Raw genomic sequence first — 19352 nt, 5'->3', positions numbered from 1 at the left:
GCGGGCGCTCAGATCGCGAAGCTGGAGCCGCAACCGCAGCCGGCGACAGCCTGCGGGTTCTCCACCCGGAACGCGGCGCCGCCGAGCGACTCGACGTAATCGACGACGCAGCCGGCGACCAGATCGAGGCTGACGTCATCGACGACCAACTGCACGCCGTCCGTCTCGCTCACCGTGTCCGCGCCGTCCACCGCCTCCGCCAGGCCGAACTTGTACTGGAACCCCGAGCAGCCGCCGCCTTCGACCGACAGGCGCAGGATCGCCGCCTTGCCTTGCTTGGCGGCGATCGCCGCGACACGCGCCGCGGCGGAGGGGCTGAGAGTCACGGGCGCGGTCTGGAGATCGGTGGTCATGGCCTTGATGTAGGCCTCAGCCGGTGCAGCGGCAAGCGCCGGCCCGCAACCTTCCGTCAGGCTCACGCCATCTGGATGTAGGTCCGCATTGCCTCGGCCTCGGACTGGATCTGATCGATGCGATGCTTCACCAGGTCGCCGATCGAAACGAAACCGATCATCTCGCCGTCGGACAGCACGGGCAAGTGGCGGATGCGACGGCGCGTCATCAGCGAAAGGGCCTGGAGCACCGTGGTATCGGGGTCGACGGTGACGGCCGGCGCGGTCATGACTTCGCCGACGGTCTTGGCGAGTACCTGCGGGCCATGCTGGTGCAGGCCGTATATCACGTCGCGCTCGGAAAACATGCCGGCGAGCCGTTCGCCTTCGGTCACCGGCATGGCGCCGATGCGCCGCTCGGCAAGCATGGCCACGGCCTCGCTGACCGGAGTGTCGGTGCTGCAGGTCAAGACGGCCGCATCGCGGCCCTGGATAAGACGACCGACCGTCATGGCGTGCTCTCCTGTATCTTGTTGTGGCCTATATCTTGTTGTGACGGTGAGAGTACCACAGCCACGGCCTGCCGCCAAACCACCTGAGACCTTGCGGTGCTCGTCCCGTCGCCAGGCCCTTGCAGGCGGGCTTCGGGGGTCGCACATAGGCCTGGATGATTCCCCGTTCCCCCCTCGACGATCCCGAAAAGGCAGCGCACGCCTGGGCGCGCTACCGCCAGATCATGCGCTGGATGATGCTGGTCACGGTGACGCTGGTCGTTGGCTCGCTCTGGGTGCTCTACAAGAGCAACGGCATGGTCTCGATCCACATGTACATCGCCGCGGCCTTGGGCATCGGTTTCACCATGCTGCTGACGTCCGCGCTGATGGGGCTGCTGTTCCTGTCGAGCGGCACCGGGCACGACGATGCGATCGCCGACAAGCTCGAGGAAGAGCGAAACCGCTGACGTGGGCCCGCATCAGTCCTCGATCGACAGACTTTCGATCTGAGGGTCCTGAGCGGGACGCAAGCGAAACTCCTCCACCGGAACCCCGCCGATCAGATGCTGCTGGATCACGCGTTCCAGCACCTCGTCGGTGCACGAGTGATACCAGACGCCATCGGGCCAGACGACCGCGATCGGTCCGGCGACGCAGATGCGCAGGCAGTCCGCCTTGGTCCGCGCGACGCCGCCGCGCCCGTCCAGGCCCAGCTGCTTCAGCCGCTTCTTGAGGTACTTCCACGCGGCCGCGCCGACTTCGGGCCGGCAGCACTCACCCTTCTGCGGCTCGGCGCAAAGGAAGATGTGGTTGTGGATGCCGGTGCCGCCTGCCTTGGCGAAGGCGTGGCGGGCCTGATCGATCTCTCGGCGAGTCGCGGTCATGCGCGCAGCATCCATCGGTCGACCTGCTTGGTAAAGGACGGTGGGATCGCGACCGGGCCGTCGGGACCGACGGTCACCATCACCGTGCGTGAGAAGGCGATGACGCGGCCGTTCTGCATGACCAGCTTCACGACTTCGTGGCTGGTGCGTCCCACGTGGGAAACGGCGAGGTGGAAGTCGACCGGATCAGGGTAGGCGCCTTCGCCCAGGTACTCGATCGTCACGCTTGCCACCATGGTGGTCACCCCAGCCGGCAGCGCCTGCCGGTAGCCGCTGGCACGGTGGAGGCGCACGTGCGATTCCTCCAGCATCGAGGCCATGGCGACGTTGTTGATGTGCAGGTTGACGTCGAGGTCACCGAAGCGCGGCTCGATGCGGCAGGTGAAGGGATAGCGTGCCGGGTCGAGCAGCGCGGGATCGGGTTTGGCCATTGCCACGCAAGTAGGAAGCGGCGCTCCCTACGTCCAGCGTCAGAGCTTCTTGCCGACGATCCGCGCGATCTCCGCCGCGACCAGCCGCTCCACCAGAGAGGGCAGGTGCTTGTCGAGCCACTCGGAAAGGGCCGGGCGCAGCATTTCGCGCACCAGGCCCTCCAGCGAGGTCTCGCCCGAACGGACGATCTGCGGCGCGGCGCCCGGTCCCGAGATCGCCGCCAGAGCCGCCAGCGAGTCGCGCATCGCGGCGCGGGTGCCCTCCGTCAGCAGCGGCGAGATCTCGTCCGGCCCGGCATGGTCGATCGCCACCGAATCGCTCTCGGCAAGTTCGAGCACGTCGTCGGCCGGATCGGGTCCGGGGTGGGCCTGGGCGTGGGCCTGAACGTGGGCTTGGGCGTGGGATTCCGCAGGAGCGCTTGTCACCGGCTCGCGGCGCACGGCTTCGTATGCCGTGCCGACGCGGGTGTCGCGTGCGATCACTTGCTTGATCGAGGCCAGGATCTCCTCGACGCTGGGTTCACCGTTCTGCTTCATGGCCTTGTCGCCCCAATTGCCCCTGCCGGTCGTGCTGCCCCTGTCGGCGAGGCCGTGACCCCGGTCCCGGCATCGCCCGGCTGGATCGCGGGTTCCGGTACGTCCGCCTGCGGAATGTCCGCACCTTGCACCGGCGTGTCAACGGTGCGCGTCGATTTGGGGTTCGGTGCCGGATCGTCGTCGAAGTCGAAGAACTTGCCTTTCACCCGGTCGTAGTTGACTTGCGGGTCGTAGAGCGTGCCGCCTTCCAGGTTGAGGTCACGCGCTTCGGCCCGCCCCATCGCCGCCAGCAGGCTGAACCCGGCGACATAGGCGTTGCGGCGGGCGATCACGAGCTGGACTTGCGCCCGCAGCCGCTCCTGCTCGGCATCGAGGATGTCGAGGATGGTGCGGTTGCCGACGCTGTTCTCGGCCTGGACGCCTTCGAGGCTGAGCGCGGCCGCATCGACTGCGGTCTGGTTCAGCGCGATCAGTTCGTTGGCGGCGATGTACGATTGCCACGCCGAGCGCACTTGCGCGATCACGCCGCGCTCGGTGGCGATCTCGGTTTCCATCGTAGCGGAGGCGTTGGCTTGCGCCTGGCGGCGCTGGGCCGCGGGTCGTCCGCCCTGGAAGACGGGGATCGAGAGCTGCGCACCGACTTGAGCCTGACGATCGGTCTGCGAGACGCCGGCGACGCCGCTTGCCAGGGTGTCCAGGTAGTTGCTGTAAGTCCCGGTGCCGAACAGGCTGACGGTCGGGAGACGGCTGGCGCCGGCAACGTCGATGTCGCGCTCGGCCGCCTTCACGCGTTCGCGCGCGCCGACAAGGTCGGGATTGTTGTCGAGCGCGTAAGCGACCGCATCCTCCGCGCTGGCGGGCAAGTTGGGCAGCGGTGGCGGCGGCTGGAGATCGACGGGCGGCTTGCCGACGAGCTGTATGTAGCGCTCGCGTGCGTTGGCGAGATTGGCTTCGGACGTCCGCAAGTCGCCACGCGCCAAGGCCAGCCGCGATTCGCTCTGCGCCACGTCGGTGCGGGTCAGGTCGCCGATCTGGAAACGATCGCTGGTCGCCTGCAGATTGGTGCCCAGCGCCGCGACGTTGCTGCGGTTCAGGCCGACGATCGCCTGGTTCTGGATCACGTCCATGTAGGCGGCGACGACATCGTTGAAGAGCGACGATTCGGTTCCGCGCAAGTCGGCCTGCCCGGCGGTGACGCGAAGCTTCGCCGCCTTGATCTGGTTCTTCACGGCGCCGCCGGAATAGATCGGTACGCCCAGCTGCGCCTGCGCCTGCACAACCCTGACAGGCGCGGTGAACGCGTTGACCGGGCGCTGCACGAATTCGGTGTAAGTGCCCGTCACATCGGCATTGGGCCGCCCGGCCGCCTTGGCGATCGGCACGTTCTCGTCGTTCGCCCGCTGCTGCGCGCGCGAGGATTCGAGCGTCGGGTTGCTTTGATAAGCCTGGACCAGTGCCTCGGTCAGAGTATCGGCTTGTGCCGCATCGACGCTCGCCCCCGCGAGTGCCAGTGCCAGAAGTCCCACCCCCGTCCGGAGCCCGGTGCGCCTTGCGAACCGGGCCACCGTCAGAACGTCCAGCGTTTGGGCGCGGCGAACTCCGGCAGGATCGGGATGCCGATCTCCGCCAGGGGAAGCAGCGTGATCGTACCGGCCGACTTGCGCCCGGTGGCGATGCGGGTGACGCCGCGCAGGACCTGACCGGTTACGACGCGGCCATCGTCCGCCAGGCGATCGGCCAGCCGCTCGGGCACGACCTCGACCGCGCCGTCGATCGCCAGCAGCGTGTAATCGCCCGTGCCGCTTTCGTTCGCCTCGGCCGGCGCGATCACGTCGAGCGAGCCGACCAGCGGGCGCAGCAATGCGGCGAAGTAGCCCTGCGCGTCGCCGACCAGCAACGCCTTATCGCTCTTGGTCGGACGGCCTTCCGCCAGCAGGCGGCCATGGAACAGCGGGGCTGCCAGCATGCGGCCGTCGCCCAGCGGAATCGCGCGATCGATGTAGGCGGCTTCGCGCATGGTGGCGGGCACGAAGTCCTCGCGCGGGAGCGATCCCATCGGGTCCAGGATCCATGGCTCGTTGATGCCGCTGGTGCGCAGCTGGCTGTCGATCATGGCCCGGCGCGCCGCTTCGCTCGACCGTTCCTCGGTAACCGTCATTGGGGTAACCGTCATTGGCTTCAAAGTTCCCTCACCGTCCGCGGTTGGCCGCGGGCATGCATGCGGCGCCTTCTAAGTCATGGTCCACGCGTGGCCAAGCGCTTTGACGGAACGCCCGTCGCACGCCTATGGAATCGCGCAAGAGCGTATCAGGAGTGCAACGATCATGGCCGAAATGGTCACCATCCGCGAACAGGACCTAATCGAGAGCGTGGCCGACGCGCTCCAGTACATCAGCTACTTCCACCCGATGGACTACATCCGCGCGCTCGCCGCCGCCTATGAGCGCGAGGAGAACCCCGCCGCCAAGGACGCGATGGCGCAGGTGCTGGCGAACTCCAAGATGTGCGCGCAGGGCCACCGGCCGATCTGCCAGGACACCGGCATCGTCAACGTGTTCCTGAAGTGGGGCCAGAACTGCCGGCTGGAGAGCGACAAGTCGCTCCAGGAGGTCGTCGACGAGGGTGTGCGCCGGGCCTACAATCACCCCGAGAACAAGCTGCGCGCCTCGATCGTGGCCGACCCGGCCTTCACCCGCCGCAACACCAAGGACAACACCCCTTGCGTGCTGAACGTCGAGTTCGTGCCGGGTGACAAGGTCCACGTCGACGTCGCGGCCAAGGGCGGCGGCAGCGAGAACAAGTCCAAGTTCAAGATGATGAACCCCAGCGATTCGATCGTCGACTGGGTGCTGGAGATGATCCCGCAGATGGGCGCCGGCTGGTGCCCGCCCGGCCAGATCGGCATCGGCATCGGCGGCACTGCGGAAAAGGCGGTGCTGCTGGCCAAGGAGTCGCTCATGGAAGAGATCGACATCCACGAGATCAAGGAACGCGGGCCCAAGACCGACACCGAGGCGCTGCGACTGGAGATCTTCGAGAAGGTCAACGCGCTGGGCATCGGCGCGCAGGGTCTGGGCGGCCTCACCACCGTGCTCGACGTGAAGATCAAGGAGTGGCCGTGCCACGCCGCTGGCAAGCCGGTGGCGATGATCCCCAACTGTTCGGCGACGCGACACGCGCACTTCACGCTCGACGGCTCGGGTCCGAGCTTCCTGGAGACGCCCAAGCTAGACGAGTGGCCCGACGTCACCTGGGCTCCCGACAAGGAAGCCAAGCGCGTCGATCTCGACACGCTGACGCACGAGGAAGTGCAGAGTTGGAAGCACGGCGATCGCTTGCTGCTGAACGGCACCATGCTGACCGGCCGCGACGCGGCGCACAAGCGCATCCAGGACATGCTGGCGAAGGGCGAGGAGCTGCCGGTCGATTTCCGCGGCCGTGCGATCTACTACGTCGGCCCGGTCGATCCGGTGGTCGGCGAAGTGGTCGGCCCCGCCGGCCCGACGACCGCGACGCGCATGGACAAGTTCACCGACATGATGCTCGACCTCGGGCTGCTGGCGATGATCGGCAAGGCCGAGCGCGGGCAGGGCGCGACCCAAGTCATCGCCAAGCACAAAGTCGCCTACCTCATGGCGGTCGGCGGTGCGGCCTACCTGGTCGCTCGCGCGATCCGCGAGGCGCGCGTGGTCGGGTTCGAGGACCTGGGCATGGAGGCGATTTACGAGTTTACGGTCACCGACATGCCGGTGACGGTGGCGGTCGATTCGCAGGGCAACAACGTCCACCAGCTTGCACCGCTCGTGTGGAAGGAGCGCATCGCGCGCGAGGCGGAGACGGTTTGAGGCATCGCCCAAGAACCCTCGTCATCCCCGCGCAGGCGGGGATCCATCTCCTGATATGGCGTAAACCGAACCACCTGGAGATGGATTCCCGCTTTCGCGGGAATGACGAAGGTAGGGCGGAGCGTCGGGGAGGATAGTTACGTGCCCGGCTCGACCAACCGCAGACGCGCGTCGACCGGCGACATGGCCAGCAGCAGGCCGACCGGGCTATCACGTCTGACGATGATCGATCTCACCCAGCCGCGGGTGCCGGCACGTCTGGTGCTGGCCTCGCTCGGTGCGCTTTGGGCCTGCTATTTCCTGGTAGCCACCCTGCGCGGCATCTTCCTCGGCCTCGATTTCGTCTGGCCGATCGTCTCGCGCCGGCTGACCATCTGCATCATCTCGATGCTGGTCATGGCCGCCCTGTGGCCGGTGCTGCAGCTGTTCGACCGCAAGTCGTTCGGGACGCGGCTGGCCGTGGTGGTGATCGGCGCGCTGCCGGTCAGCCTGGCGCTCAGCTTCATCAACGAGGCGATCTTCTCCGACATCCAGATCATCATCGACAAGGAGGATGCGCAGAGGAACGTGAAGGTCTCGCGCGACGCGGCCGGCAACATCCTGGTCGACCTGCCGCCGCCTGCGCCCCCAGCGCCTCCTGCTCCTCCGGCACCGGGCGCCACGACCACGCCAGTGCCGCCGGCCGTCCCGATCGTCACGCGTGACGAGGGCAAGCGCACGATCACCATCAACACCGGCAAGACGCGCGAGGGAGCCGACGCGAAGCACGAACGCTGGGGCATGATCGCCGATACCGCGTTCGGCCGGTACTTCCTGGTGCTCGCCTGGGCCGCCTTCTACTTCGCGCTCGCCAAGGCCGAGGAGGCGCGCGCGGCCGAGCGGCGCGAGGGCGAGTACCGCCGCGCCGCCGAACAGGCGGAGCTGCGATCGCTGCGCTACCAGATCAATCCGCACTTCCTGTTCAACACGCTCAACTCGTTGTCCGCGCTGGTCATGACCGGGCGGCATGACGACGCCGAACAGATGATCCAGACATTGTCGACGTTCTATCGGCACACTCTGTCCGGCGATCCGACCAACGACCTGGCGCTGACGGACGAGATCGAACTGCAGAAGCTTTACCTCGCGATCGAGGCCGTACGCTTTCCGGATCGGCTGAGAACCGAAATTGTTGTTGACGCCGATGTCGCCGACGCCATGGTGCCCGGCATGATCCTGCAGCCGCTTGTCGAGAACTCGGTCAAGTACGCCGTCGCCGCGACGCAGGCACAAGTCACCATTACCATCGCCGCCCGGGCCGAAGGCAGCGACCTGGTCGTCACCGTCAGCGACGACGGACCGGGGACCTCGCAACCGGGCACGCCGGGATGCGGAATCGGCCTGGCCAACGTGCGTCATCGCCTGCGCGCCCGCTTTGGCGAGAATGCCCGGGTGGAGTTCGGAAAACCCTCTGCAGGCGGCTTCCGCACGGTCGTGCGCATGCCGCTGGAGCATCGGCATGACTGATCCGGCCCCCGCGCCGGCGCTGCGCACCCTGATCGTCGACGACGAGCCGCTGGCGGTCGAGCGGCTGCAGGTGATCTGCGCGCGGCTGGATGGCGTGCAAGTCGTCGGCACTGCGGGCGATGGGCAGGCCGGCCTGCGCCTGATCGAGGCGCTGAGCCCCGACCTCGTCCTGCTCGACATGACAATGCCGCTTACCGACGGGCTGACGGTGGCGCGCAAGCTGGGCACGCAGGACAATCCGCCGGCCGTGATCTTCGTCACCGCTCACGACGAGTTCGCGGTCGAGGCCTTCGATCTCGAGGCGATCGACTATGTGTTGAAGCCCGTCTCGCCCGACCGCCTGCAGCGCGCGATCCAGCGCGTCGGCTCGCGCCGCGGCAAGGTCAAGGACCGGCCCGCGCAGGAGAGCCAGTGGCTCACCGAGTTCTGGGTGCCGCACCGCTCCGAGCTGGTGCGCATCGGCGCCACCTATGTGGAGCGCATCGATGCCGAGCGCGACTATGTGCGGCTGCACGTCAGCGCCCAGGCCGGGGGCGGGCAGAACTTCCTGCTGCTGCAGACGATCACCAGCCTGGAGGAGCGGCTCGACCCCGAGCAGTTCATACGCATCCACCGCAGCTGCATCCTGCGGCGCGACCGCATCACCGGCTTGCGGCACGAAGGCCTGGGCGTCTGGTCGGTGGAGACGGCGGATGGCCAGGTGCTGCGGATCGGCCGGACGTATCTTCCCAACGTCAAGAAGATGGCCGGGCGTTAAATCAGGATGACGTGAGATCGAGGCAGCAGAAGGTCTTTCTCGTCCCCTCTATCTTCGTCGCTTCTATCTTCATCATTCCCGCGAAGGCGGGAATCCATCCCCAGGTGGTTCCTTTGATGCGAGCCTCAGGAGATGGATCCCCGCGTTCGCGAGGATGACGATCCGCCAAGTGCATCGTCCGTCCACTCTGATTTCAAACAAGAAAATGGCGGACCCTTGCGAGCCCGCCAGTCTGTATCCGGTTTCTGTTCTAAGGGACGTCGTGGGTCGGAGGCGCGTGGTCCCCGACGGTAACGTGAGCTCAGCCGCCGACCTGGGCTTCGCCGATGAGGGTGGCGAGCGTCGCTTGCGAGCGGCTCTTGGCGTCCTTGTAGCAGGCCTTGGCGGAGGGCGGGACAAGGCGCGATCCGGTGGTCGTGTCATCCAGGCCGCACGCAGCCTTGGCAGCGGCGTCCATGCGGCGTGCGAGGGTCTTCTGATCCTTGGCGCTCGAGAGATCGAGATCCTTGTAGGTCACCGTGACGTCGTTGGCGAAAGCGGGAGCCGCGATGCCCAGGGCGGCTGCGGCGATGGCGGCGGCAACGGGGGCGATCTTGATCATGGGTCTGGTCCTCTGCTGATCGAGCCGGACGATGCGGTTGGCGGCTCGTTGGAACCGTTCTGGCGCCCGCGTCGGTCCGGCGCACGTCCTGCTCGACGATCGTGTGGCGACGCTCGACGGGATGCATGGGCGGCGACGAGCGACTTGGCGGATCGACGAACGGCATGGGCAAGCTCAAAGGCCGATCCGCTGGCGAAGCGCACAACGAAAAAGGCGGGCCGCCTGGGCCCGCCTGGGTATTGTCGGCTCGTTCGGAGGGCTTAGCCGCCGAGGCGGGTGTTCTCCACGATCGAGGCCATCTCGGTCTTCGCCTTGATTCGGGCCGTGCGGTAGCAGGTCATGGACGAGTGGCTGGGAAGCCGGCCGTTGGCTTCGAACTCGCAAGCCTTGCGGGCGGCGCGGTCGATGCGGCGGGCGAAGTCCCGCTGGCCCTTCTCGCTGGCGAGATCGAGGTCGGCATAGGACACGACGACGTCCCTGGCGAGGACCGGCGCGGCAGTGGCGGCGGTGGCGAGAGCGGCGGCAGCGGCGAACAGTGCGGTCTTGATCATCGGTAATCTCCCTTGCGGTGGAGCCGGCTGCGAAGGGGCGGTGAGCGGCTCGATGAGTGTGTTGTGCCCAAGGGCGCCCCGGCATGCATCGCGTGCTCGACTGCCGCGCGGCAGCGGTCGACGAGCGATGAGCGGGGCGGACGAGCGGCTTTCCCGCGCCGACGAAATGCATGGGGAGCGTGCCCACCATGATTCGCAGCGCTGCCGCTGGCCAGCGCCGGCCTGAGGCACTACATCGGTTGCGCAGATGGCCATCGTGATCGTCTTCCTACTCGGCATCGCCAACTTCGCCGCGCATCGCGCGGTGCTCGAAAGCGGGCACCCGCTGGTCGACCTCGTACCGCGGCCTTTCCAGCTGCTGGGCGGCCGCATGAGCCTGATCGTGGAGTTCGCGCTGCTGCTCGGCGCGCTGTGGATGGTGTCGGTCGGCTCGACCGGATGGGCGACTGCATACTTGGGCTACAGCGCGATGAACGGGCTGGCCGCGTGGCTTATTCTCTCGGGCAAGGCGTGATGGGGAACTTGCATGCCCGCTCCCGGTTTGCAGCGGCATGACCGACCCCAGCGCACCCGCCGCAAGCCCCGACGCAGGCTCCCAAGCCGCAAAGGTCTGGCTGGTCCACAACAAGTCCAGCGGCAGCAACGACGACGATGCCCTCGCAGCGTTACGGGACGCATTCGGGACGGCCGGGATCAGCCTCGTCGGCGACACCTGCTTCCCACGTGACGATGCTCCCGGCCCGGGCGATCTCGACTCGGCGGGCGCCGACACCATCGCCATCTTTGCCGGCGACGGGACGATCAGCTCGGTGGTCGCGGGTCTCGACGGCTGGCAGGGCGCGGTCCTGCCGCTCCCTGGCGGCACGATGAACATGCTCGCCCGCCGCCTCCACGGCGATGCCACCGCGCCCGAGATCGTCGCCCGCTTCCGGGGCGGTCTGGTTCAGCGCGTCCGGCCCACGGTCTTGCAATCGCGTCATGCGATCGGCCTGACGGGCGCTCTGGCCGGCCCCGGCACCGCCTGGGCCGACGTGCGCGAGGCGATGCGCGAGCCGAACCTGAAGGACCTGGTCAGCACCGCGAGCGAGGCGATCTCCTCGTCCACCGGCGGGGCCAAGGTCCTGTGCCTGGATGTCGATTGCGGGCGGGAGGAAGGCTACACCGCCATCACGCTCACTCCGCGCGACGATGGAATCGAGGGCGCGGGCTATTACACGGCATCGCTGGCGGACTATGCGCGCCAGGGTGTCGCCCTGCTGCAACGTGACTTCCGTAATGGTCCCAACGAGCCGCTAGGCCGACACACCAAGATGCGTCTCGCCAGTTCCGACAAGGAGCCGATGGGCCTGCTGATCGATGGTGAATCGTACGAGGGCGGCGTGGAAGAGGAGTTCGAATTGGGAACCAGCCGTGTCGACTTCTGGGCCACGGCCGATGCACGGTAAGGCGGGCGATATGCGCCAGGCGGCGAAGGCGGGTCCGATCAAGCTGTTCCACATCTCGGACATTCACTTCGGCCTCGAAGATCCGGCAGCGCTCGCCTGGGTAGAGGACTGCATCGGCTCCGAGCGGCCGGACGCCGTGGCGATCACCGGCGACCTCACCATGCGCGCGCGGCACAAGGAGTTCATCGCCGCGTGCAAGTGGATCAGTTCGCTCGACGTGCCGGTGACGGTGGAGATCGGCAATCACGACATGCCGTACTTCAACCCGATCGAGCGCTTCCTCGATCCCTACAAGCGCTTCCGCGGCATCGAAGCGGTGCTGGAGCGCGAGCTGGACCTGGGCGGCCTCGCCATCGTGCCGTTGAAGACCACGGCGCGCGCGCAGTGGCGCACCAACTGGTCGCGCGGCTGGATTACCCGGCCTGCGCTCAAGAAGACGCTGGCGATGATCGATGCCTTGCCGGAGGGCACCCCGGTGCTGGTCACCGCGCATCATCCGCTGGTGGAGGTCAACTCACGCGGCAACGTGCTGACCAAGCGCGGCTCTCGGGCGCTGGAGGAACTGGCCAGGCGCAAGGTGCTGGGCGTGTTGACGGGCCACGTGCACGATCCGTTCGACCTGATCGAGCAGACCCCGTCGGGGCCGGTGCGCATGATCGGCGCGGGCACCTTGTCCAAGCGGGTGCGCTCGACGCCGTGCAGCTTCAACCAGATCACCATCGACGGCACCAAGGTCGTCGTCGAGGCGCGCAACCTGGAAAAGGTCGCGACGCCCGACATGCAGATCGACGACGTGCCCAAGGACGCCCTGCCGCCGCGCAGCCCGGAGGAGCCGGTATCGCCGGTCGCCGCGGTGCCGCCGGTCGATCCGCCGGTGCATTGACGTAGAGGGTCAGCGTCGACCCGGGCTCGACCCGGGTCCGGTTCCGCCATGTCGCGAGTTCGCTTGGCGCGCTTCTGAGAGCTCTCGAGTTGCCGAAACCGGACCCGGGTCAAGCCCGGGTCGACGCCTGACGCCAAGTCAAAGTCGCCCGATGCGCAGGAACCGTTCCTCTCGCCGCTCGGTCAGCTCATCCGCAGATAGCCCAGTCAGCCCATCCAGTTCCTCCCCGATCGCGCTGCTCAGCGCCGCTGCTGCCGCGCCAGCATCGCGGTGGGCACCGCCGAGTGGTTCGGGCACGATCCGGTCGATCACGCGCAAGGCCAGCAGGTCCTGCGCCGTCACCTTCATCGCCTCGGCCGCATCCGCCGCCTTTTCCGGCGTACGCCACAGGATCGAGGATGCGCCCTCGGGCGAGATCACCGAGTAGACCGCATGCTCCAGCATCAGCACCCGCTCGGCGCTGGCGATCGCCACCGCGCCGCCCGAGCCGCCTTCGCCGACGATCGCCGCGACCATCGGCACCGGCAGCGACAGGCACGCCTCGGTCGCCCGCGCGATGGCTTCGGACTGGCCACGCTCTTCCGCCTCGACGCCGGGAAAGGCGCCGGCCGTGTCGACCAGCGTCACCACCGGCAGGCCGAACTTGCCCGCCATCTCCATCAGCCGGATGGCCTTGCGGTAGCCTTCGGGCTTGCCCATGCCGAAGTTGTGCTTGAGGCGACTCGCGGTGTCGTTGCCCTTCTCATGCCCGATCAGCATGACCTTGCGCCCGTTCAGCCGCGCCGGTCCGCCCAGGATCGCCTCGTCCTCGCCGAAGCGGCGATCGCCGGCTAGCGGGATAAAGTCGGTAAACATGAGGCGCACGTAATCGAGGAAATGCGGCCGCTGCGGATGGCGCGCGACTTGCGTCTTCTGCCAGGGGGACAGCTTGCCGTACGTACCCTTGAGCAGGGCGGCGCTCTTCTTCTCGAGCTTGTCGATCTCGGCGGCGAGGTCGAGTTGGCCGGATTCGGCCGTCGTGCGCAGTTCGGCGATACGGGCTTCGAGCTCGGCGATGGGCTTTTCGAAGTCGAGGAAGCTGATCATGCCGTCGCTCCGGCAAAGGGTTTCACGCGGAGGCGCGGAGACGCGGAGGAAGAAGTAAGAGCAGGGATTGCGCGCGCAGAGTCGCAGAGGCGCAGAGGAGGAAAGAAGAGAGAAGCTTGCGGCAAAGCCGCCTTCTCCTTCGACGTTGCGGCGAGCGTAAGGCCAGATCGGCGCAGGGGCCTGCGGCGCTCAACGCCCTCTCCGCGCCTTTGCGCCTCTGCGCGCGCCAGTTCCTTTTTCTCCGCGTCTCCGCGCCTCCGCGTGAACCCGCTCATGCGGAGCGCTCCGCCAACCACTCTTCGAGCCACTTGATCGTGTAGTCGCCCGAACGGAAGTCGGGCTCGTCCATCAGCGCCTGGTGCAAGGGGATCGAGGTCTTCACCCCGTCGATCACCATCTCCTCCAGCGCGCGCTTGAGGCGCATGATGCAGCCTTCGCGGGTGCGGCCCGAGACGATCAGCTTGGCGATCATCGAATCGTAGTAGGGCGGCACGCGGTAGCCGGCGTACAACCCGCTATCGACGCGCACGTTGAGGCCGCCGGCCGCATGATAGTTCTGCACCAGCCCGGGTGAGGGCGCGAAGGTCCAGGCATCCTCGGCGTTGATGCGGCACTCGATCGAGTGGCCGCGGAACTGGACCTGCTCCTGGGTGAAGGTCAGCGGGTGGCCCTCCGCCACGCGGATCTGTTCGCGCACCAGGTCGATTCCGGTGATCGCCTCGGTCACCGGATGCTCCACCTGAAGGCGGGTGTTCATCTCGATGAAGTAGAACGCGCCCGCTTCCCACAGGAACTCGATCGTGCCGGCACCGCGATAGGCCATGTCGGCCATCGCCTTCGCCACGATTCCGCCCATGCGCTCGCGCTCTTCGGGGGTGATGACGGGGGAGGGAGCCTCCTCCAGCACCTTCTGGTGGCGGCGCTGGAGCGAGCAGTCGCGCTCGCCCAGGTGGATCGCCTCGCCCTTGCCGTCGCCGAAGATCTGGAATTCGATGTGGCGCGGGTTGCCGAGGTACTTTTCCATGTAGACGGTGGCGTCACCGAAGGCGGCCTTCGCCTCGGAGCGGGCCTGGCCCATCTGGCTTTCCAGCTCGTCGGCATGCTGGACCACCTTCATGCCGCGCCCGCCGCCGCCCGAGGCCGCCTTGATCAGCACCGGATAGCCGATCCGTTCGGCCAGCGCCTTGGCCTCGGCCACATCCTCGATCGCGCCGTCCGAGCCGGGGACCAGCGGCAGCCCGAGGGCGCCGGCGGTGCGCTTGGCCTCCACCTTGTCGCCCATGGTGCGGATGTGCTCGGGCTTGGGGCCGACCCAGATCAGCCCGTGCGCCTCGACGATCTCGGCGAACTGCGCGTTCTCGGACAGGAAGCCATAGCCGGGATGGATCGCGTCGGCCTGCGTGATCTCGGCGGCCGAGATGATCGCGGCGACGTTGAGATAGCTGTCCTTGGCGGCCGGCGGCCCGATGCAGACCGCGTGGTCGGCCAGGCGCACGTGCATGGCGTCGGCATCGGCGGTGGAGTGCACCGCCACCGTCTCGATCCCCATCTCGCGCGCGGCGCGGTGGATACGCAGCGCGATCTCGCCGCGATTGGCGATCAGGAGGCGCCTGATGGGCCGGTCGACGCTCGCCATGGTCAGCCGATCACCACCAGTGGCTGGTCGTACTCGACCGGCTGGCCGTTCTCGACCAGGATCGCCTGCACGGTGCCTGACTTGGGCGCGGTGATCTGGTTCATCACCTTCATGGCCTCCACGATCAGCAGCACGTCGCCGGCCTTGACCTGCTGGCCCACGCTGGCGAAGTTCGCCGCGCCGGGTTCGGCGGCGAGGTAGACCGTGCCGACCATCGGCGACTTCACAGCGTCGATCGGGGCTGCAGCTGCGGCTGAAGGGGTATCAATCGGATCGTTGTACGGGACCGGTGCCGGAGCGGCCAAGGGAGCCGGTGCGGCGACGCTCGCCATCACGGGCGCGAGCTGGCGCACGACGCGGATCTTGCGCTCGCCGTCTTCCACTTCGATCTCGGTGAGGCCGGTGGCGGCCAGCAGCTCGGCCAGCTCGCGCACGAGGGCGCTGTCGATGTTCACGCTACGTCCTTTCGGGTCAGATAATCGAGCAGGCGCGCCAGTGTCGCCTTCAACTCGTGGCGGTCGACGACGAGGTCGACCATGCCGTGTTCGCGCAGGTATTCGGCGCGCTGGAAGCCTTCGGGCAGCTTTTCGCGGATCGTGTCGCGGATGACGCGCTGGCCGGCGAAGCCGATCAGCGCGCCGGGCTCGGCGATGTGAACGTCGCCCAGCATGGCATAGCTGGCGGTGACGCCGCCGGTGGTGGGATCGGTCAGCACGACCAAGTAGGGCAGGCCGGCGCGGCTCAGGCGACGCAGCGCGACGGTGGTCTTGGGCATCTGCATGAGGGAAAGGATACCCTCCTGCATGCGCGCGCCGCCGGCCGCGGTGAACATCACGAAGCCGCAGCGCCGTTCGATCGCGCGCTCCACGGCGCGGACGAAAGCCTCGCCCACCGCCATGCCCATCGAGCCGCCCATGAAGGCGAAGTCCTGGACGGCGAGCACCACCGGCTGGCCGTCGATGGCGCCCTCGGCCGCAGTCAGTGCGTCGGGGTAGGGGTTGGCGGCGCGCGCAGCCTTGAGGCGGTCGGAGTACTTCTTGCTGTCGCGGAAGTTCAGCGGGTTTTCGGGCACGCTGGGCGCCGTCAGGATCGCGAAGCCGGGGTCGAGCACCTGGCTGAAGCGCGCCTGCGCGCCGATGCGGCCATGGTACGCGCAGCGCGGGCAGACCGAGAGGTTGTCCTGCCAGGCCTGGGTGAACACCATCTCCTGGCAACCGGGGCACTTCACCCACAGGTTGTCCGGCGTGTCGCGCTTGCCGAGCGAGCCCAGCGAATTGCGTACCTTGGTGATCCAGCTCATGCCTTGCGACGCCATGTTCTTCTGCGCCGTTGGGTCGACGCGGTCGGACCCCATAGGCGTATCGCTGGGGCGATGCAAATCGGCAGAGAACTCAATGCGTAGATCCTCCCCGCAAGGGGGAACCGACGCGATCCCTGCACATGAGCTCGACAAGGCCGACCTCGCGGCGCCGGCCGCGCGGCCGGCGCCGATCCCATTCCTACTTCAGGCAGCCCACGATCGCGGCGATGGCCGTCAGGGTGCCCTCGGGGTTCTTCACCCGCACGACGTCCAGCCCCAGCTGCTGCGCGGGGTAGTCGTTGCCGCCCGGGAAGATCGCGTCGCCGATGAACATCATCGCGTCGAGCGGGATGCCGCTCTCCGCGCTCAGCTTCTTGAGGCCGTACGCCTTGTCGACACCCTCGCGCGTGATGTCGATCGAGGTCGCGCCGCCCATGTTGATCGACAGCCCCGGCAGGCGCTGCTTGAGGTCGGCCTGGATCACCTTGCGCTTGGCGAAGTCGGGATCCCAATGCTCCTTGGCGTCGATCGGCGCCTGCTGGCCAAGCGCGGAGAAGGTAATCTGGCTACCGCGATCCTCGATCCGCTCGCCCCAGGTCTGCTCGGGCACGAAGCCGGTCGCTTCCAGCGAGGCGTCGAAAGCGGTCAGGATCGCCGCCTTCTGCGCCTCGTCGAACAGCTCGGCGTAGATCGTGGTCCAGGCGCCATCCTGATAGCGGTAGAGCTTGGTGCCGGTGGTGGGCATCAGCCACAACTTCGTGCGGTCGGCACGCACGGGCAGGCGGCTGGCGACCTGCTTTTCGAACTGCGGCCAGTCACCGCCGGAGATCACCGCCACATGCGCGACGTCGAGCAGGTCGGCCAGCGCCTCGCCCATGGGCTCCAGCAGGGCCTGCTTGCTCTCGGCCAGAGTGCCGTCAAGGTCGAAGGCGACCAGTTGCTTCATGTCAAAAACCTCCAGCAGATGAAAATGGGCAGAACGAAGTAGGACGGGCACGGCACGCTTGTCGTTCGTGCGTCTCGTAGGCGGCGGTTGTGCGCGGCACAATGTGCGTGTGGCAAGTGACGGCGCCGTGAAGATCGAACACGGAACTGTCATCATCCATGACGGATGCGGGACGGTGTTGCTTGGCGGCTCCGGAACAAGGATAGAGATCGCGAAACCGGCGATACCTTCGCGGGTTCCGTCACACTTATTGCTACGGAGACGTGTCCTGCCCCAGATCGTTACAGTCGCGAGCACGCCGTTCGATGGTCAGGCGCCGGGCACCTCGGGCTTGCGCAAGAAAGTGCGGGTGTTCCAGCAGGCCAACTATGCCGAGAACTTCGTGCAGTCGGCGTTCGATGTGGTCTCGCCCGAGCCCGGCGCGACGCTGGTGGTCGGCGGGGACGGGCGCTTCCACAACCGCACGGTGATCCAGCAGGTCATCCGCATGGCCGCTGCGAACGGCTATGGCCGGGTGCTGGTGGGGCGCGGCGGCATTCTCTCGACGCCCGCCGCCAGCCACGTCATCCGCAAGTACGGGGCCAGTGGCGGGCTGATCCTGTCGGCCAGCCACAATCCCGGCGGTCCGGACGAGGATTTCGGCATCAAGTACAACATCGCCAACGGCGGCCCCGCGCCCGAGAGCGTGACCGGCGCCATGCACGAGCGCACGAAGACGATCGACCGCTGGCTGACGGTCGAGGCCGACGACATCGATCTCGACGCGATCGGCGAGACGCAAGTGGGCGGGATGACCGTCTCCGTGATCGATCCGGTGGCGGACTATGCCGACCTGATGGAGAGCCTGTTCGACTTCGCCGCCATCCGGGCGATGGTCGCGAGCGGCTTCACCATGCGCTTCGATGCGATGGGCGCGGTCACCGGCCCTTATGCGACCGAGATTCTCGAGAACCGCCTCGGCCTGGCTCAGGGCACCGTGGTCAACGGCGTGCCGCTGGAGGATTTCGGCGGCCACCACCCCGATCCCAACCTGATCCACGCCAAGGAGCTGTACGACCTGATGATGGGGCCGGACGCGCCCGACCTGGGCGCAGCCTCGGACGGCGATGGGGATCGCAACCTGATCATCGGGCGCGGGCGGTTCATAACGCCGTCCGACTCTCTGGCGATGCTGGCGGCGAACATCGAACTGGCGCCCGCCTACAAGGGGCGCCTCACCGGCATTGCCCGCTCGATGCCGACCAGCGCCGCGGCGGATCGCGTGGCCGAGGCGCTCGGCATCCCGCTGTTCGAGACGCCGACCGGGTGGAAGTTCTTCGGCAACCTGCTCGATGCCGGCAAGGTCACCATCTGCGGCGAGGAAAGCGCGGGCACCGGTTCCGATCACGTGCGCGAGAAGGACGGGGTCTGGGCGGTGCTGCTCTGGCTCAACATCCTGGCGGCGCGCGGCATCGGCGTCGATGCCATCGCGCGCGAGCACTGGGCTCGGTTCGGCCGCAACTACTACGCGCGTCATGACTATGAGGGCATCGAGACGGCGGGCGCCAACGCCTTGATGGAAGAGCTGAAATCCCGGCTCGCGACGCTGCCGGGCCAGTCGTTCGGCCCCCTGACCGTCGCCACGGCGGACAGCTTCGCCTACACCGATCCCGTAGACGGGTCGGTGAGCGCCAACCAGGGCCTGCGCGTCCTGTTCGAAGACGGCAGCCGCGTGGTGTTCCGCCTATCGGGCACCGGCACCCAGGGCGCCACGTTGCGCGTATACCTGGAAAGCTATGTGAACGCTTCGGGCGATCTCGATGCGGAGACCGGCGCGATGCTGAAGCACCAGATCGACGCCGCCGAGCAGATCGCGGGCATCGCCCGGCACACCGGCCGTAGCGCACCTGACGTGATCACCTGACGTGCAGGCTTGACATCCATAACCATTTGGGTTACATGCCGCAGCACTGGAGCCAGGTGAAAGCTTGGCTTTCGGTACACGGCGGGTGCGGGTGAGCGGTGCATCGCTCGACCAACCCCGCACCATGCGGCCGGCGCCTAGAGACGGGCGCCTGCACCCTCGATGCGACGCACTATCCCGCCTGGATGCGACACACTGCACTTCCAGCCCGGAGC

22 protein-coding genes are annotated in these 19352 nt (G+C 67.4%); 8 read left to right on the top strand and 14 right to left on the bottom strand.

Going from position 1 to position 19352, the window contains the following annotated elements; genetic code table 11:
* Positions 1 to 8: 8 nt before the first annotated feature.
* Entirely contained in the window at positions 9 to 353 is a 345-nt protein-coding gene (locus tag HNO88_RS05665; protein ID WP_184243533.1) for a HesB/IscA family protein, read from the bottom strand.
* 62 nt (positions 354 to 415) lie between these two features.
* Positions 416 to 844 (bottom strand): CBS domain-containing protein, encoded by a 429-nt coding sequence (locus HNO88_RS05660; protein ID WP_184243129.1) that lies wholly within the window; start codon positions 842 to 844, stop codon positions 416 to 418.
* A 155-nt stretch (positions 845 to 999) separates the two neighbouring features.
* Here HNO88_RS05660 and HNO88_RS05655 point away from each other — a divergent pair, with 155 nt between their 5' ends.
* A complete protein-coding gene (locus HNO88_RS05655; RefSeq protein WP_184243128.1) occupies positions 1000 to 1293 on the top strand; it encodes a tail fiber assembly protein in 294 nt (97 codons plus the stop codon).
* Positions 1294 to 1305: 12 nt separating this feature from the next.
* Here HNO88_RS05655 and HNO88_RS05650 read toward each other — a convergent pair whose 3' ends face one another.
* Genes HNO88_RS05650 through HNO88_RS05630 form a run of 5 tightly spaced genes read right to left on the bottom strand, consistent with a single transcriptional unit; the run spans position 1306 to position 4851 of the window.
* The gene (locus HNO88_RS05650; RefSeq protein WP_184243127.1) at positions 1306 to 1710 is read right to left on the bottom strand and encodes a (2Fe-2S) ferredoxin domain-containing protein; all 405 of its coding nucleotides are present in this window, start codon (positions 1708 to 1710) and stop codon (positions 1306 to 1308) included.
* Positions 1707 to 2141 (bottom strand): acyl-CoA thioesterase, encoded by a 435-nt coding sequence (locus HNO88_RS05645; protein ID WP_184243126.1) that lies wholly within the window; start codon positions 2139 to 2141, stop codon positions 1707 to 1709. The genes HNO88_RS05650 and HNO88_RS05645 overlap by 4 nt, the downstream gene beginning before the upstream one ends.
* 39 nt (positions 2142 to 2180) lie before the next feature.
* Positions 2181 to 2678, bottom strand: a complete 498-nt coding sequence (locus HNO88_RS05640) for a DUF2497 domain-containing protein (RefSeq protein WP_184243125.1) — start codon at positions 2676 to 2678, stop codon at positions 2181 to 2183.
* Complete coding sequence (locus HNO88_RS05635; RefSeq protein WP_184243124.1) at positions 2675 to 4243, bottom strand: TolC family outer membrane protein; 1569 nt, start codon at positions 4241 to 4243, stop codon at positions 2675 to 2677. Before HNO88_RS05635 ends, HNO88_RS05640 begins: the two co-directional genes overlap by 4 nt.
* 2 nt (positions 4244 to 4245) lie before the next feature.
* On the bottom strand, positions 4246 to 4851 hold the full coding sequence (locus HNO88_RS05630; protein ID WP_246381225.1) for a protein-L-isoaspartate O-methyltransferase family protein: 606 nt from the start codon (positions 4849 to 4851) through the stop codon (positions 4246 to 4248).
* A gap of 151 nt (positions 4852 to 5002) precedes the next feature.
* Between HNO88_RS05630 and HNO88_RS05625 the strand changes: the two genes are divergently transcribed.
* The 3 genes from HNO88_RS05625 to HNO88_RS05615 all read left to right on the top strand — a co-directional run bounded on the left by HNO88_RS05625 (position 5003) and on the right by HNO88_RS05615 (position 8786).
* Positions 5003 to 6523, top strand: a complete 1521-nt coding sequence (locus HNO88_RS05625) for a fumarate hydratase (protein WP_184243123.1) — start codon at positions 5003 to 5005, stop codon at positions 6521 to 6523.
* 141 nt (positions 6524 to 6664) lie between these two features.
* Positions 6665 to 8029, top strand: coding sequence for a sensor histidine kinase (locus HNO88_RS05620; RefSeq protein WP_376768751.1), 1365 nt, complete (start codon positions 6665 to 6667; stop codon positions 8027 to 8029).
* Positions 8022 to 8786, top strand: coding sequence for a LytR/AlgR family response regulator transcription factor (locus tag HNO88_RS05615; protein ID WP_184243122.1), 765 nt, complete (start codon positions 8022 to 8024; stop codon positions 8784 to 8786). Before HNO88_RS05620 ends, HNO88_RS05615 begins: the two co-directional genes overlap by 8 nt.
* A 301-nt stretch (positions 8787 to 9087) precedes the next feature.
* Here the strand turns inward: HNO88_RS05615 and HNO88_RS05610 are convergent, their stop codons facing one another.
* Together HNO88_RS05610 and HNO88_RS05605 are read right to left on the bottom strand one after the other, a co-directional pair.
* Positions 9088 to 9387 carry a UrcA family protein gene (locus tag HNO88_RS05610; RefSeq protein ID WP_184243121.1) on the bottom strand — a complete coding sequence of 100 codons (300 nt, stop codon included), beginning with the start codon at positions 9385 to 9387 and terminating at the stop codon, positions 9088 to 9090.
* A 260-nt stretch (positions 9388 to 9647) separates the two neighbouring features.
* Complete coding sequence (locus HNO88_RS05605) at positions 9648 to 9938, bottom strand: UrcA family protein (protein WP_184243120.1); 291 nt, start codon at positions 9936 to 9938, stop codon at positions 9648 to 9650.
* Positions 9939 to 10185: 247 nt separating this feature from the next.
* Between HNO88_RS05605 and HNO88_RS05600 the strand changes: the two genes are divergently transcribed.
* Genes HNO88_RS05600 through HNO88_RS05590 form a run of 3 tightly spaced genes read left to right on the top strand, consistent with a single transcriptional unit; the run spans position 10186 to position 12266 of the window.
* The gene (locus HNO88_RS05600; RefSeq protein ID WP_184243119.1) at positions 10186 to 10452 is read left to right on the top strand and encodes a hypothetical protein; all 267 of its coding nucleotides are present in this window, start codon (positions 10186 to 10188) and stop codon (positions 10450 to 10452) included.
* 37 nt (positions 10453 to 10489) lie between these two features.
* Positions 10490 to 11383 carry a diacylglycerol kinase family protein gene (locus HNO88_RS05595; protein ID WP_184243118.1) on the top strand — a complete coding sequence of 298 codons (894 nt, stop codon included), beginning with the start codon at positions 10490 to 10492 and terminating at the stop codon, positions 11381 to 11383.
* A 10-nt stretch (positions 11384 to 11393) separates the two neighbouring features.
* Positions 11394 to 12266, top strand: coding sequence for a metallophosphoesterase family protein (locus tag HNO88_RS05590; protein WP_246381223.1), 873 nt, complete (start codon positions 11394 to 11396; stop codon positions 12264 to 12266).
* Between the two features lie 138 nt (positions 12267 to 12404).
* On the opposite strand, the gene HNO88_RS05585 is transcribed toward HNO88_RS05590, so the two are convergent.
* The 5 genes from HNO88_RS05585 to HNO88_RS05565 all read right to left on the bottom strand — a co-directional run bounded on the left by HNO88_RS05585 (position 12405) and on the right by HNO88_RS05565 (position 17234).
* Positions 12405 to 13352, bottom strand: a complete 948-nt coding sequence (locus tag HNO88_RS05585; protein ID WP_184243116.1) for an acetyl-CoA carboxylase carboxyltransferase subunit alpha — start codon at positions 13350 to 13352, stop codon at positions 12405 to 12407.
* Between the two features lie 271 nt (positions 13353 to 13623).
* The gene (gene accC, locus HNO88_RS05580) at positions 13624 to 14988 is read right to left on the bottom strand and encodes an acetyl-CoA carboxylase biotin carboxylase subunit (protein WP_184243115.1); all 1365 of its coding nucleotides are present in this window, start codon (positions 14986 to 14988) and stop codon (positions 13624 to 13626) included.
* A gap of 2 nt (positions 14989 to 14990) precedes the next feature.
* Positions 14991 to 15443, bottom strand: a complete 453-nt coding sequence (accB, locus tag HNO88_RS05575) for an acetyl-CoA carboxylase biotin carboxyl carrier protein (RefSeq protein ID WP_184243114.1) — start codon at positions 15441 to 15443, stop codon at positions 14991 to 14993.
* Positions 15440 to 16288: an acetyl-CoA carboxylase, carboxyltransferase subunit beta gene (accD, locus tag HNO88_RS05570; protein WP_184243526.1), complete on the bottom strand. Its 849-nt coding sequence runs from the start codon at positions 16286 to 16288 to the stop codon at positions 15440 to 15442. Before accD ends, accB begins: the two co-directional genes overlap by 4 nt.
* A gap of 199 nt (positions 16289 to 16487) precedes the next feature.
* Positions 16488 to 17234: an HAD-IIB family hydrolase gene (locus HNO88_RS05565; RefSeq protein ID WP_184243113.1), complete on the bottom strand. Its 747-nt coding sequence runs from the start codon at positions 17232 to 17234 to the stop codon at positions 16488 to 16490.
* Positions 17235 to 17502: 268 nt separating this feature from the next.
* Between HNO88_RS05565 and HNO88_RS05560 the strand changes: the two genes are divergently transcribed.
* The gene (locus HNO88_RS05560) at positions 17503 to 19137 is read left to right on the top strand and encodes an alpha-D-glucose phosphate-specific phosphoglucomutase (protein ID WP_184243524.1); all 1635 of its coding nucleotides are present in this window, start codon (positions 17503 to 17505) and stop codon (positions 19135 to 19137) included.
* The last annotated feature ends 215 nt before the right edge of the window (positions 19138 to 19352 follow it).

This window comes from Novosphingobium chloroacetimidivorans, from assembly GCF_014204535.1.
GTDB lineage: Bacteria > Pseudomonadota > Alphaproteobacteria > Sphingomonadales > Sphingomonadaceae > Novosphingobium > Novosphingobium chloroacetimidivorans.
Note: the sequence above shows the minus strand (reverse complement) of the source record. Positions and strands in the feature narration are given on the sequence as shown.

What these genes read in the sequence shown, in the direction of transcription:
- HNO88_RS05630 (WP_246381225.1), bottom strand. Translation starts at nt 4,851, where the DNA reads ATGACGGTTACCCCAATGACGGTTACCGAGGAACGGTCGAGCGAAGCG.
- HNO88_RS05590 (WP_246381223.1), top strand. Translation starts at nt 11,394, where the DNA reads ATGCGCCAGGCGGCGAAGGCGGGTCCGATCAAGCTGTTCCACATCTCG.
- HNO88_RS05600 (WP_184243119.1), top strand. Translation starts at nt 10,186, where the DNA reads ATGGCCATCGTGATCGTCTTCCTACTCGGCATCGCCAACTTCGCCGCG.
- HNO88_RS05640 (WP_184243125.1), bottom strand. Translation starts at nt 2,678, where the DNA reads ATGAAGCAGAACGGTGAACCCAGCGTCGAGGAGATCCTGGCCTCGATC.
- HNO88_RS05595 (WP_184243118.1), top strand. Translation starts at nt 10,490, where the DNA reads ATGACCGACCCCAGCGCACCCGCCGCAAGCCCCGACGCAGGCTCCCAA.
- HNO88_RS05565 (WP_184243113.1), bottom strand. Translation starts at nt 17,234, where the DNA reads ATGAAGCAACTGGTCGCCTTCGACCTTGACGGCACTCTGGCCGAGAGC.
- HNO88_RS05665 (WP_184243533.1), bottom strand. Translation starts at nt 353, where the DNA reads ATGACCACCGATCTCCAGACCGCGCCCGTGACTCTCAGCCCCTCCGCC.
- HNO88_RS05625 (WP_184243123.1), top strand. Translation starts at nt 5,003, where the DNA reads ATGGCCGAAATGGTCACCATCCGCGAACAGGACCTAATCGAGAGCGTG.
- HNO88_RS05615 (WP_184243122.1), top strand. Translation starts at nt 8,022, where the DNA reads ATGACTGATCCGGCCCCCGCGCCGGCGCTGCGCACCCTGATCGTCGAC.
- HNO88_RS05645 (WP_184243126.1), bottom strand. Translation starts at nt 2,141, where the DNA reads ATGGCCAAACCCGATCCCGCGCTGCTCGACCCGGCACGCTATCCCTTC.
- accC (WP_184243115.1), bottom strand. Translation starts at nt 14,988, where the DNA reads ATGGCGAGCGTCGACCGGCCCATCAGGCGCCTCCTGATCGCCAATCGC.
- HNO88_RS05655 (WP_184243128.1), top strand. Translation starts at nt 1,000, where the DNA reads ATGATTCCCCGTTCCCCCCTCGACGATCCCGAAAAGGCAGCGCACGCC.
- HNO88_RS05660 (WP_184243129.1), bottom strand. Translation starts at nt 844, where the DNA reads ATGACGGTCGGTCGTCTTATCCAGGGCCGCGATGCGGCCGTCTTGACC.
- HNO88_RS05650 (WP_184243127.1), bottom strand. Translation starts at nt 1,710, where the DNA reads ATGACCGCGACTCGCCGAGAGATCGATCAGGCCCGCCACGCCTTCGCC.
- HNO88_RS05605 (WP_184243120.1), bottom strand. Translation starts at nt 9,938, where the DNA reads ATGATCAAGACCGCACTGTTCGCCGCTGCCGCCGCTCTCGCCACCGCC.
- accD (WP_184243526.1), bottom strand. Translation starts at nt 16,288, where the DNA reads ATGAGCTGGATCACCAAGGTACGCAATTCGCTGGGCTCGCTCGGCAAG.
- HNO88_RS05585 (WP_184243116.1), bottom strand. Translation starts at nt 13,352, where the DNA reads ATGATCAGCTTCCTCGACTTCGAAAAGCCCATCGCCGAGCTCGAAGCC.
- HNO88_RS05610 (WP_184243121.1), bottom strand. Translation starts at nt 9,387, where the DNA reads ATGATCAAGATCGCCCCCGTTGCCGCCGCCATCGCCGCAGCCGCCCTG.